8 protein-coding genes and 2 pseudogenes are annotated in these 12,840 nt (G+C 60.4%); 6 read left to right on the forward strand and 4 right to left on the reverse strand.

The features are described 5' to 3' along the window. The 4 genes from JO015_10755 to JO015_10770 form a co-directional block, all read left to right on the forward strand. Nucleotides 1–280 (forward strand): efflux RND transporter permease subunit (locus JO015_10755; protein MBV9999579.1); only part of this gene is annotated, 280 nt, incomplete at its 5' end. Nucleotides 281–361: 81 nt separating this feature from the next. Continuing rightward, nucleotides 362–727, forward strand: coding sequence for a hypothetical protein (locus JO015_10760; protein MBV9999580.1), 366 nt, complete (start codon nucleotides 362–364; stop codon nucleotides 725–727). A 19-nt stretch (nucleotides 728–746) separates the two neighbouring features. Beyond that, nucleotides 747–1,691, forward strand: a complete 945-nt coding sequence (locus JO015_10765; protein MBV9999581.1) for an SgcJ/EcaC family oxidoreductase — start codon at nucleotides 747–749, stop codon at nucleotides 1,689–1,691. A gap of 561 nt (nucleotides 1,692–2,252) precedes the next feature. Next, nucleotides 2,253–3,443, forward strand: a complete 1,191-nt coding sequence (locus tag JO015_10770; protein MBV9999582.1) for a hypothetical protein — start codon at nucleotides 2,253–2,255, stop codon at nucleotides 3,441–3,443. A gap of 29 nt (nucleotides 3,444–3,472) precedes the next feature. Here JO015_10770 and glgX read toward each other — a convergent pair. From glgX to JO015_10785, 3 genes and pseudogenes are all read right to left on the reverse strand, one after another. Further along, nucleotides 3,473–5,645, reverse strand: a pseudogene (glgX, locus tag JO015_10775) (glycogen debranching protein GlgX). 175 nt (nucleotides 5,646–5,820) lie between these two features. Beyond that, nucleotides 5,821–6,459, reverse strand: coding sequence for a histidine phosphatase family protein (locus JO015_10780; GenBank protein MBV9999583.1), 639 nt, complete (start codon nucleotides 6,457–6,459; stop codon nucleotides 5,821–5,823). Nucleotides 6,460–6,498: 39 nt separating this feature from the next. Continuing rightward, nucleotides 6,499–9,054: pseudogene (locus JO015_10785) on the reverse strand (glycogen/starch/alpha-glucan phosphorylase). Nucleotides 9,055–10,168: 1,114 nt separating this feature from the next. On the opposite strand from JO015_10785, the gene surE reads away from it, so the two are divergent. Further along, nucleotides 10,169–10,870, forward strand: a complete 702-nt coding sequence (gene surE, locus JO015_10790; protein ID MBV9999584.1) for a 5'/3'-nucleotidase SurE — start codon at nucleotides 10,169–10,171, stop codon at nucleotides 10,868–10,870. A 287-nt stretch (nucleotides 10,871–11,157) separates the two neighbouring features. On the opposite strand, the gene JO015_10795 is transcribed toward surE, so the two are convergent. Continuing rightward, nucleotides 11,158–12,009, reverse strand: coding sequence for a glycoside hydrolase family 16 protein (locus tag JO015_10795; GenBank protein ID MBV9999585.1), 852 nt, complete (start codon nucleotides 12,007–12,009; stop codon nucleotides 11,158–11,160). Between the two features lie 539 nt (nucleotides 12,010–12,548). Here JO015_10795 and JO015_10800 point away from each other — a divergent pair. Further along, nucleotides 12,549–12,836: a hypothetical protein gene (locus JO015_10800; protein ID MBV9999586.1), complete on the forward strand. Its 288-nt coding sequence runs from the start codon at nucleotides 12,549–12,551 to the stop codon at nucleotides 12,834–12,836. The last annotated feature ends 4 nt before the right edge of the window (nucleotides 12,837–12,840 follow it).

Below are 12,840 nucleotides of genomic sequence, written 5' to 3' on the forward strand. Positions count from 1 at the left end.
GGCGGCGGTGGAAGCCGCCCGGTTGCGGTTGCGCCCGATTCTGATGACGTCCTTTGCGTTCACCCTGGGCGTCTGGCCGTTGGTGATTGCGTTAGGGGCCGGCTCGGAGATGCGCCAGGCGCTGGGCACGGCGGTCTTCAGCGGCATGCTCGGCGTGACGCTGTTCGGGATCTTTTTAACGCCGGTGTTCTTTTCGGTGATCATGAAGTTTTTTGGGCCCCGGCCCGCATCCAAGGCCGCCCCGGCGCCAAGCCCAACGGAGCTGCAACACGCCGGCTGAGAAAGAGTGGGGGGGCGTGGTGGCCGACCTCCCCTCGTGCGACCCACCCCCTTTTGACGAACTTAACCCGCAAAATCAAATATGAACGTCGAACCCAATTACTTCGAACCTACCGATTCCGCCGAGCTGCTGGCACGGCGCAAAGACTCTGCGCGGCACACGCTTCGCACCGTCTTCCCTGACGAGTTGCACGCACTGGTCCGAGAGCTCTTTCCTGACGAGATGAGCCCCTTTGCGGGCGCCTTTTCGGACTTCATCGATGAGCACCGTTCAGAAACGGCCGTTCGGGGTGAAACGTCAGACGGGATTGCCTTCGTCTACTACCCGCGGTCCAACCGCGGCATGTGGTGCCTACGCGCCGGCGACACAGTTCAAGGCGTGGGATTGCTCGGCGAAAACGACCTGAAGGCGGTTTCCGAGCTCTGCGCCCTGGCCGGGCATTTTTGACCTTTTTTGGACATAAAAAATGAAAGCTACATCGTTAGCCGTGGCCGTTATGGCCATGGCATGCTCAGTCGTCGCTGCCGGCGCGGCAGCCGATAATAATTCGTTGCCGGACGCACGGAAAATACAGCAGCCGGCCGTTCAATCATCCCCAGAATATCAGGCGGCCGAGGATCAGTTCCGCGAGTACCAGCAAGCGTATGACCGCGGGGATGCGAAGGCCCTGGCAAGCTTTTACGCCGAGGATGTCGATTACATCGATCAAGACGGCGCGGAGGTAAAAGGACGCGGCGAGATGGAAAAACTGTTTATGGAGAACTTCCGGGCAAACCCGGGGGCTAAAATCACGATCACCGTCGAGGAACTGAAATCGCTGACACCGGATGTGCAGATGAATCGTGGGGTTGCAACCGTGACGGCAGCCAACGGTACAACCGAATCGACTCGCTACGCAGCCGTCGTGGTCAAGAAAGGTGATCGCTGGCAAATTTGCCAATTGACGCAGGCGGCGGGGCCGGCTCCGAGTGCATATTCCCAGCTGGAACTGCTTCAATGGCTAATCGGAAACTGGGAGAACAAAGACGCAAACCAAACGATAGAAACAAAGGTCGCATGGGCAGGAGATAATAACTTCCTGGTGCGCACCTTCAAACTCAGGGGTGCTGAGGCAGGCGAGACAGACGGCTGGGAGATTGTCGGGTGGGACCCGGACCGCCAGCAGGTTCGCTCCTGGATTTTTGATAGCAACGGCGGCTTCGGCGAATCGAGCTGGGCTTACGACGGTGGGCGTTGGTTGATCCGAGCCTCCAACGTGTTGCCGGACGGCAGCCGCTCCACGGCCGAAAACGTGCTCACCAAGGTCGACGATAACAAGTTCACCTGGGAATCGCAGAATCGTACGCTGGATGGCGAGTCGCAGCCCTCAGTGCCAAAGATCATTGTGAATCGCACCACCTCAAACCGATAACCTGCATTTTCTCACTGATCGATGAAGCTGAACCTATTCAAAATCTCGGCTTTCCTGGCCGGGGCATTTCCGCTGCTGATAGGGATGGATGCGGTGGCTTTTCCTGGTCCTCCTGGTCCTCCACCCGGCGGTCCGCCGCGTCTGCCTGCAGGCGGCGGTCCACCGTTCCGGCCGCCGAGTGGGCCTCCACGCAGCGGTCCACCCATGCGGCCGAGTGGGCCTCCACCCGGCGGCGAATTCAACCGGCCATCGGGGCCCGGCGGCGGGTTCCGCGGCGGACCCGGACCGCGCGCCGCGAATATCGCCCTACCGGGCCCTGGCCGGCCGGGAGGTTTGGCTCCGAACGGTAAACTTGCGGGCGGCGGGCCCGGGACGCGCACCCCGAACAGTCCCCGGCCGGGGCCCGGCCGGCCTGGAGGCTTGGCTCCCAACGGCAAGCTCGCGGGCGGCGGACCCGGAGCGCGATTCCCATCGAAAATTCAATCCCTTCCTAAAGGGAGCGGCTCGGTCCTACCGTCGTTCGCGGGCGGAGCGGCTCTGGGATCAATTGCTCGAGGTAAGGTGCCGGGAGCGGGACCGGAGGGCAAGGGATTTCCTGATCTTGCAGGAAAAGGTCCCAGTGAACTGGTAAACAGCGCGCATGCGCCAGTTGCTAACCAGCAGTTTTGGAAAAATTGGAGTGAGCAGAACCAGGGCAAACTGGCGGATTTTCAGGCGAACCGTGCCAACGCATGGACTAACATCAGTGGGTTCCGGAATGACCAAAATGTAGCCGGCAGCTTTAACCAACCCCAGTGGAACGATTATAAGAGTCTTGTTCAGAACTATCGCGACAATCGAGCGATCGAGGTCACTAACAATGTTCAGAATAACTTTGACAAGTACTTCAACGCCAACGGGGGGTCCAACTACGGCGGGTCTTACGCTGATAAGTACGCGAGTTATGCCGACAAGTACGCGAGTTATGCCGACAAGTACGCGAGTTACGCCGACAAGTACGGGGGTTACGCTGACAAGTACGGGAGGTATGCCGACAAATACTACGGGAGGTACGCCGAAAAATACTGGTGGTGGACCGCAGCGACGTACACCACGGCGGCGACGTTTCTGGCTCTGGACAAGGCATACGACCGTTCCGACAACGACGACACCTCATACAACCGCTCTGGAACCTACGACGCCTCATACGACCGCTCTTCAAGCTACAAGGCATACCGCCGCTCTGGAAACTACGATTACGGCGTGAACGTAGTCTATCAAGGCGACCAGGTTTACGCTGACGGAAGACGGGTGGCGAGCGCGAAGGAGTATTCACAACAGGCAATTGCATTGGCGAACACACCAACGGAACAGCCGCGGCCGATGCCGCCGGAATCCGGACAGCAGGCCGAATACCTGCCGCTTGGCGTCTGGGCAATGGTGCAGGAAGAAAAGGGTGACGCCTATATGTTTTTCCAGATCTCTATCGACAAAGATGGAGTGGTCACCGGCGCCTTTAAAAACCTCTTGAGTGGAGAGGAATCGCCAATCTCCGGCCAAGTGGACAAGAAAACCCAGCGGGCAGCTTGGAAAATCGGCTCGAGTAACACTGTGATCGAGGCCGGCCTGCAGAATCTGACTCAGGAGGTAGCTAGTTGCCTGGTGCATTTCGGCACGGATACAACGCAGACCTGGCTGTTAGTGCGGCTGAAAAATCCAGCCGCCGTGCCGGACGCGCCCCAATCCGGGCCTGTGGCGGACGATTCGAAGTGAATTCAGGAAGGCTGCGTTCGAGCCGGCGTTTACTGAGCGGTACGTTCCCGATCGGGGGTGTCCGCGGCCGGCTCGTTAACACGCAAGACCGCGACCGAACGGGCCTGCAGCGGGTAATCGTCCAGCCGCCCGAGAACCCGCGGGATCATGCTTGCGCTCGAACTGTCGAACACCAGTTCCCAGTTAAACACCAGCTCCTCCCGGTTCTGGTTCCCCAAACGGGCCCGGAGCCGGAACGAGATGTCCTCGGGACCCCCGTTCATCAGGATTAGAAACGAGTCGCCCACGATGCGCTCGCCTTGCGCGCCGGTTTCAGCGATCTCGAAACCGGGCAGGCCCATGCCCAGGCAGCGGACGTGCCCGGCATTCCAGTCCCGGTCAGCCATTTCCGTTCCGGCGGGCGTCAGCCAGTAGAGGTCTTTGACCTCCCGGCCATGAATCGGCCGGCCCTGGAAAAAGTGACGGCGCCGAAACACCGGGTTCCGGGCGCGCACCCTGATCAGCCCGCGAACAAACTCAAGCAGGTCTCGCTGCTCGGGCTCAAGGTCCCAGTCAAGCCAGGTCGACGGTGAGTCCTGGCAGTAGACATTGTTATTGCCCCCTTGGGTGTGCCCCAACTCGTCCCCGGCCAGCAGCATCGGCACGCCTTGCGACAGCAGCAGCGTCGCCAGCAAATTGCGTTGCTGCCGGGCCCGCGACGCATTAATCGACGCGTCGTCAGTCGGACCCTCCACGCCGCAATTCCAACTGTCATTTTGGTCCGTGCCGTCGCGGTTGTTCTCGCCGTTGGCTTCGTTGTGTTTGCGGTCATAGCTGACCAGATCGCGGAGCGTAAAGCCGTCGTGGCAGGTCACAAAATTCAGGCCGGCGCTGGGCCGGCGGCGGCTCCGCTCATACAGGTCGCTGCTGCCCGCCAGCCGTGTGGCCAACTCCCCGACCGTGCCGCCCTCGCCTTTCCAGAAGCGCCGCACGCAATCGCGGTACTTGCCGTTCCACTCCGTCCAGAGCACCGGGAAGTTGCCGACCTGGTACCCCCCCCGGCCCGAGGTCCCAAGGCTCGGCGATCAGCTTGACCTGCGAGATCACCGGGTCCTGATGAATGAGGTCGAAAAAGGCACCGAGCCGATCGACCTCAAAGAACTGGCGGGCCAGGGCGCTGGCCAGGTCGAAGCGAAACCCATCCACATGCATCTCGGTGACCCAATACCGAAGGCTGTCTATGATGAGTTTGAGCACGGCAGGGTGAGAGACCTCGAGGGAGTTGCCGCAGCCGGTGAAATCGACGTGGTGGCGGCCGTCGGCGGCCAGCCGGTAGTAGGCGGCGTTATCGATGCCGCGTAGCGAGAGGGTGGGCCCGAGATGATTTCCCTCGGCGGTGTGGTTGTAGACGACGTCCAGGATGACTTCAATGCCTGCGGCGTGCAGCGCACGCACCATCGACTTGAACTCCGGCACCGCCCCGGCCGGTCCCGACGCGGCGTAGCGCGGGTCAGGGGCGAAGAAGCCCAGCGTGTTATAGCCCCAATAGTTGGTCCGGCCGCGCTCGACCAGAGACCGCTCGTCGAGGTGGTAGTGGACCGGCAGCAACTCGACGGCGGTCACCCCGAGTTCGCTCAGGTGGCGGATCGCCGGCGCTGATGCCAGCCCGGCATAAGTGCCGCGGACGTGTTCCGGCACCCGGGGGTGCTGGCGGGTAAACCCTTTAACGTGAGCTTCATAGACGACGGTCTCGTGCCACGGGGTTCGCGGCGGGTGATCCTCCCCCCAACTGAACGCCGGTTCGACGACACACGTCAGCGGCGCAAAGGGCGCGCTGTCCCGGTCGTCGAAGCCGGCGTCGTTGCCCGTGCCGTACGGATAGCCATAGAGCGCATCGTCCCAGCGCAAATCCCGGCCGATCGCCTTGGCGTAGGGGTCGAGCAGGAGTTTGTACGGGTTGAACCGGTGGCCCCGGTCCGGCTGGTAGGGGCCGTGGACCCGATAGCCGTAGAGTTGTCCCGGCCGGAGATCGGGCAGGTAGGCGTGCCACACCTCGTCATTCATCTCCGGAAGCGCGATGCGTTGTGACTCAGAGCGCGCCTCCAGCGAATCGAAAAGGCAGAGCTCGACCTTGGTGGCGTTCTCGGAGAACAAGGCAAAGTTTACTCCCATGCCATCCCACGTGGCGCCGAGCGGATAAGGGCGGCCCGGCCAGATCCGCATCGGCATCACTCCCGCGCTTCCGTCGTCAGCCATTGGCCGGACCCTCCAAGGAGCGTACTTTGCCGGGGGCGGCAGCGGCCGCTCGGCCCGGCTGAACTCGGCCGCGCGGAGCCATTGCGTTTAGCACCTTTCTCACCATTCTCCCGCCTGCATCCGACCGCTTCCAGTATTTAGTTTAGGTTCCCAGCCGCGCCGCCAGCTTTTCGCCCATATAGGCGCGATCTCCCAGCACCTGTAGTAAGGGACCATGCAGATCAAACTTAACGATGCTGACGGAGCCGGCTAACATATCGATGCGGTCGCGATAACGCCCCAAATCAATGCCAAGAAGGTCGCATAGGATTATTCGGATCGTCGCTTTATGAGAGACAACCAGGACATTGCCGGTCGTATACTTTCCCTGAATTTCTGCGATCACCAGCAACGCCCGGCTGGCAATCTCTACCGACGTTTCACCTCCGGTCGGCGGATTCCAGGCCGGTTCAGCCAGCCAGTGAATATAATCATCCCAGTAACGCTGTTTCACATAGTCGACCGATTTATCTTCCCATTTCCCGTAGCGGATCTCTTTCAGCCCGTCTCGCAACTGCATTTCCAGGCCGAGGGCGTCGCATAACGGTTTTGCGGTGGCGATGGTGCGTTTCATCGGACTGACATAAACGGCCGTCCAGGGAATCGAACGATGCGCATCCGCAAATGCGCTGGCCATCTGGGCGCCTTCAGGGGTTAATTCCGCGTCCACCTCACCGCAATAGGCTCCCGTGGTGCTATAACTCGTCTCGCCGTGGCGCAAAAAGTATACTTTTAAGCTCACAAATCTGGCCTCCGAAACAGATTGGCTATCAACCGGCGATCATCCGTCGCGCCTCGGGCTTTCTAACGGCGCCGCCTGGCCAGCCTCGCATAGTTCCACCCTGACCGGCCTGGCGCCCCAAATTTTGTCGCAATACTCCCAAACCGCCCGGTCCGAAGAAAATTTGCCCATCCGCACGGTGTTGAGGATGGACCTGCGCGTCCAGTTCTTCGTGTTCTTATAAGCCTGACTCACTTGTTCCTGGCAGTCCACATAGGACTTGTAATCGGCAAGAACCAGGTACGGATCGTATTTGACCAGGGAGTCCACCAACGGCTTAAACAGGTTTGTATCCCCACGGGAGAAGTGTCCGGAACGGAGCAGGTCAACGGCTGCCCGCAGGTGCGGATCAGATTGGTAGTACTCCCCGGGGTGGTAGCCGGCCGCCCGCTTCGCCTGCACTTCTTCAGCCGTCAAGCCGAACAGGAAAAAGTTTTCGTGCCCGACGGCGTCGCGGATCTCGATGTTGGCCCCATCCAAGGTCCCGATTGTCAACGCCCCGTTCATGGCAAACTTCATGTTGCTCGTGCCGGACGCCTCGTAGCCGGCCGTGGAAATCTGTTCCGAGAGGTCAGCGGCGGGGTAAATCCACCGGGCCTGCTTCACATTGTAGTTGGGCAAAAAGACCACCTTGAGCAGGTCACGGGTGTCGGGATCCCTATCCAATACCTCGGCTACCGAGTTGATCAGCTTGATGATCAGCTTGGCCATCAAGTAGCCCGGGGCGGCTTTGCCGCCGAAAATGAAAGTGCGGGGCACGATATCGACGTTGCGATCGTGTTTGAGGCGGTTGTACAGCGTAATGATGTACAGCACATTCAAGTGCTGGCGCTTGTATTCGTGCAGGCGCTTCACCTGCACGTCAAAGAGGCCTCGCGGATTGACCGTTAGGCCCATCTGCGTTTGGATGTAACCGGCCAGATCCTGCTTGTTGGCCAGCTTGATCCGTTGCCACTCGTCCCGGAAGCCGGCGTCTTCGGCAAACGGTTCCAGGTTGCGGAGATCGTCCAGGCCCCTGATCCAGCCCTCCCCGATCTTCTGGGTCGCCAGCCTCGCGAGCCGGGGATTGCTCGCCACGAGGAACCGTCGAGGGGTGACCCCATTGGTCACGTTGAGAAACTTCTCGGGCCACAATTCATAGAAGTCGTGTAGCACGGTCTCCTGCAGCAGCCGGGAATGCAGTTCGGCCACCCCGTTGACCGCATGGCTGCCGACCGTAGCCAAATAGGCCATCCTGACGTAGCGCTCTCCGCTTTCATCGATCAGAGACATCCGGGCGATCCGCGCCGGGTCGTTGGGGTACTTCAGGCGCACCTCGTCCAGGAAACGGCGGTTGATCTCGTAAATGATTTCCAGGTGCCGGGGTAAAAGGCTGCCGAACAGGTTGACGGGCCACTTTTCCAGGGCTTCGGGCAGCAGCGTGTGGTTGGTGTAAGCAAACGTTTTCCTGGTGATCTCCCAAGCCGATTCCCAGCCCATCTGCTGCTCGTCCACCAGCAACCGCATGAGCTCGGCCACCCCGATCGACGGATGGGTGTCATTCAGCTGCACGGCAAAGGCTTCGTGGAAATGGTTCAGGTCCCCTCCCGTCTGCAGGTAAATGCGGATGATGTCCTGCAGGGAACAGGACACGAAAAAATATTGTTGCTCTAAACGCAATTGCTTGCCTTGAGCGGGCTCATCGTTCGGGTAGAGGACCTTGGTGATGTTCTCGGAAACCACCTTGTCGTGGACCGCACCATAGTAATCCCCAAGATTAAACTCCTGAAAATCGAAGGATTCACGCGCCTCTGCTCTCCACAGCCGCAGGGTGTTGGCGGTATTGACCTTGTACCCGAGGATGGCCAAGTCGTACGGAACGCCGTTCACCACCTGGGCCGGAACCCAACGCACCCGGTACCGCCCCTGATCGTCCGTATAGGCTTCCGTATGGCCGCCGAAGTTCACCTCGACGGTCGCTTCGGGACGCGGGAGTTCCCAGGGGTCGCCCAGGCGCAACCAGTTATCCGCGCGTTCGACCTGCCAGCCGTCCCGGATCTCTTGGGTAAAGATGCCGAATTCGTACCGGATACCGTAGCCGATGGCCGGAATTTCCAGCGTTGATAGGGAATCCATGTAGCAGGCGGCAAGCCGGCCCAAGCCCCCATTGCCCAGGCCGGGCTCGGGCTCTTGCTCGATCAATTCGTCCAGGTCCAGTCCCAGTTTCTCAACAGCCTGGCGCGCTTCATCAGAGATGGCCAGGTTTACCAGGCCGTTGCCGAGGCGGGGTCCCAGCAGGAACTCCGCCGATAAATAACACACGACCTTAGGTTGCTTACGCTTGAGGTAAGTTTCAACCGTATTGATCCAGCGATTCAACTGGCGATCGCGCACCGTATAGGCCAGGGCCATGTAGAAGTCGTTTTTCGTGGCGATCGCTCGAAACTTGCCTTACGCAAAAAAAAGGTTGTGCTTGAAGTCTTGTTCGAGGGCTTCTACTGTCGGGCCGGTGCGCTCGTCTTCGACGACTCGATTCCGGCCTTCGGAATCTATCGATGCAGGTGTGGATGGATGCATAGCCCTTCCTAATTCTGGCTGTTCAGGTGCAAGTGCGGGTACTCAAACCCAAGTGATAGAAGCCTATCACGGGCGACGATTAGCCCCATACCCCCGACGAGCGTTTCTCGGTGAGTACATTGAACCTGACAAACTCATTCGATCGAATTGAAAAAAACCACCCGTTTTGGTCGTCGAATCCGGCCTCACAGGTGCCCAGCGCCATCGATTACCGAAGTAGTCCTCCCACGCTCTCCTGAACTGGCCAGCTCAATGGGCCGCTATGGCCGGACCGCCAAGTGTCTCTGGCCCAAGGTCGTGATGAACCTGCCCCAAGGTCCAGTAGATTTGCCGGCGCCTCAGGTGTTACCGTGAGACACGATGAAAACTGGAGACCGCGTGGCCGGAAGGACTCCGGCGTCGACGGTGGATGACGACGCCTCGGTGCGCATCCTCTCCAGGCGCGGGCTGCCCGTCCGCCATGAAGGGGTGGCGAACCGCACCAGGCCCTTCACTAACAGAGAGCTTCGTGACGGTCCACACAAAACGTTACAACGTATGAATAGGTCAATTCGAGTCAGAAAAAAACACCTCCTTTCGGCCGTCGACGCGTCGCACGTGCCGAATGAAGTTCATGCCCGCTGAAAGGAGGTCACATTCAGATGATCATTAACACAGTGAAAATAACGGTGTACTACCCAAGATCCAGGCGCCAGACAATCGACGTGATTCGAGGGAGCGGCAGGGTTCGACCCATCCGTGGCTCTCTTGTGGTGCGGGTGAAGGCGGTGAGTTGACCGGCACAAAGGCATCCGGTTCAACGACCAGCACCTCCAGGGCGTTGACGGCGCGGCAGCGGCCCTCCGCCTGTGATCTCGATAAAGGCAGGAATCGGCCCGCGCAGGTCCGGCAGCGTGTGACTGGACAACGGCCCCCCGAAAACAGGCGCATCATTACCGCCCGGCTCGCCCGTCACCTCTCATGCCCATTTGAGGTTGCGCCTCCGATGCAGCACCGCTGCTGATACTCGGTGAGACACCGCGGTCGACGGCGCTTTCGGTGACGCGGGGGGGCAACCGTCACTTTACAAATCGCGCCTTCCACCGCACCGTTGATTCCTCGTTTGCCCTTCGAGATGAATCTGCTGCTCACCAACGATGACGGTATTGACGCCCCCGGTCTGGAGGCGCTCGTGCGCGCGGCTCGCACCCTCGGCCATGACCCGCTGGTCGTCGCTCCCGCCACGCACCAATCCTGGTGCAGCCATACGATCACGGCTAATCGCGGGCTGCGCGTGGAGCGACGCGCAGACGACCGCTTCGCCGTCCACGGCACCCCGGCCGATTGCGTGCGGATGGGCCTGCTGCGCCTGGCCCGTGAGGCCAAATGGGTGCTCAGCGGCATTAACCACGGCGCTAACCTCGGCGCCGACGTGTATTACTCGGGCACGGTGGCCGCCGTGCGCGAGGCCGTCCTGCACGGCTGGCCCGGGGTGGCGCTCTCGCATTACCGCAGGAAAGGGGTGGAGCTTGACGATTGGGAGCGCGTGACCCCGTGGGCCGCTTCGGTGCTGGCCGATCTGCTCGCCCGGCCGACGCAGCCGGGGCTCTTTTACAACGTGAATCTGCCGCACCTTGAGCCGAAGGACAACGCGACGCCGCAGGTCGTCTTCTGCCCGCTCGATCCTAACCCGCTGCCGCTCAACTATCGGCATGAGGAAGAAGAAGACGAGTTCTATTATGACGGCAACTACACTGCCCGGCAGCGCAAAGCAGGCGCCGATATGGAAGTCTGCCTGCAGGGCGGCATCGCCGTCACCGAACTACGGTTATTTTGACGAGACGAGCTCGCCGCGAACCGGCGTCTCACGCGGCGGGGTTCCGACTTGTGTCCAAGTCCGGCGCTGAAACGTTAGACACCGCGCGGTGTCGAATCCCTCGGAGCCATTCGACCGGATCTTTGCCGGCTGGAACGGGGTTCGAAGGATCATGCCGCCTGCGGCAGGTTGTGCGCGCCGGCCGACTCGTTGAATCGGCGCGCAGCAAGGTTTCCCTAACCGGGTAGATCGGCGGCAGGCCCGATGGCGAAGGAAGACTCCGCCGGCGTCAGGGCCGACCGGGTTACTTACTGAGGCGGCGGGGCGTAGACCCGGATGTAATCGACCAGCAGGTTCGACGGGTTGGGAACCCCGGTTTCAGGCCAACCGCCGCCCAGCGCCAGATCCACCATCACGTAAAGCGGTTCGTAAGCTTCCGGGGGCGTCGGCGTTTGCCAGACTTGTTTGCCGTCCAGGTAGAAAGTGATGTAGTCGGGCTTCACCAGGCAGCCGTATATGTGGAAATTCTGCGTCAGGTCCACCGTGTTGATCGTGCTCCCGCCGCCTCCGGAGTTGCTGCTGTTCCACAGGTGAACGTTGGTGTGGTAGGTCGTGGGAAACCCGCCGTAGAATTCACAAACGTCAATTTCGATGGTGTCGGTGCTACCCCCGTTGCTGTTCCTGAAAATCCCGGGCACCCCATCCAACCAAAAGGCGGGCCAGGTACCCATGCCGGCCGGCATTTTCATCCGGCACTCATAGTATCCCATCGTCTGGGCAAAGCCTTGCCCCGCCCAATTCATGCTGGAGAGAAGTCCCGAACGCCAATGGTTGATGGTCGGATCAATCCAGGCGCTGATCGAAAGCACCCCGTTGTTGATTGCGAACGGGCTCATCGGCTGCCCGTTGGGCCCGTTGCCGTCTTGAGGTCCGGAGAAGTACGAGTCACCGAAGTCACCCGAGTAGGGCGTATGGCAGGTCCATTTATGGTGGGACGCGGTATCGCCCCAGCCACTGCCCGGGGCGACGTCCAACGGGCCGTTAAATTCCTCGTCGAATGCCAAAGTGTAACCCGACGGCGCGGCGGCCTGGGTGGAGGCGAACTGGGCGGAACCGAACATGGCGGAGAGAATGACTCCGGCAATGATTTTAGCGTACATCTGATTTGGGAATTTTAAGGAAAAAAAAGGTAAAAAACGGGCGGCCTTCCTTGGATAATATTGCCAATATGGGGATTATATGCGGATCGCGCGAATGACCCTTTAGCGTTTTCCGGAACGGCAATTTTGGGGAAAGTGGCTGTACCTGGGGCGGTGTCGGCGATGGCACGGGCCCGGAGTCGCGGTGGAGTGCAGCCTTGCCGGCAGACCCGTGGGCCTTCCCTCAAGGCAAGGTTCGTGGGCAAAAGCTTGCGCCAGTATCTAGCGGCATTTGGGGGCCGGGCAGCAACCCGCTTCGGGCCAGAACCCGGCTTAGCTCAGCTCAAGGAGCGCTGTCGGTCACACCGAGGACGGGAGCGGGCAGGAATCGGGCATGGCCGCCTGCCGGGATACGCGCGCACCTCACCGGTGATGCATTCCTGTCCTCCATGCGGGTTGGAAGCGGGGCACAGCGTTGGCGCTGAGAACGGCGCCGGGAAATCGGGTACGCCGTTTGATTTGTCAAACTCAGGCAAGTATGTCACATTTGATTCTCGATAATGAGAATAACGCATCCGGTGTCTACGCCCGTCCGCCACGCGAGTGTGATCGCGTTTAATTTTGAGGAACTTTTTGCCCGGGATGATCAAGCCCTGCTGGGACATTTCGATTTGGTCCGGCGCGTCAATCCGATGTTGGTTCCCTACGATTTCCAAGCGGAGGCGTGCCGGATCGTCCGAGCGTCAACCGCCATCACCCTGTACTTTTACCGGCGGGCGGGTTCTGACGAGTATGGGGCGGAAATCTTTCGGTTCAGCTTCCGGCGACCGCCAGGCGTCAAACGTTAGGGGG

Source organism: Verrucomicrobiota bacterium (genome assembly GCA_019247695.1).
Lineage (GTDB): Bacteria > Verrucomicrobiota > Verrucomicrobiia > Chthoniobacterales > JAFAMB01 > JAFBAP01.

What these genes read in the sequence shown, in the direction of transcription:
- JO015_10760 (MBV9999580.1), top strand. Translation starts at nt 362, where the DNA reads ATGAACGTCGAACCCAATTACTTCGAACCTACCGATTCCGCCGAGCTG.
- JO015_10765 (MBV9999581.1), top strand. Translation starts at nt 747, where the DNA reads ATGAAAGCTACATCGTTAGCCGTGGCCGTTATGGCCATGGCATGCTCA.
- surE (MBV9999584.1), top strand. Translation starts at nt 10,169, where the DNA reads ATGAATCTGCTGCTCACCAACGATGACGGTATTGACGCCCCCGGTCTG.
- JO015_10795 (MBV9999585.1), bottom strand. Translation starts at nt 12,009, where the DNA reads ATGTACGCTAAAATCATTGCCGGAGTCATTCTCTCCGCCATGTTCGGT.
- JO015_10800 (MBV9999586.1), top strand. Translation starts at nt 12,549, where the DNA reads ATGAGAATAACGCATCCGGTGTCTACGCCCGTCCGCCACGCGAGTGTG.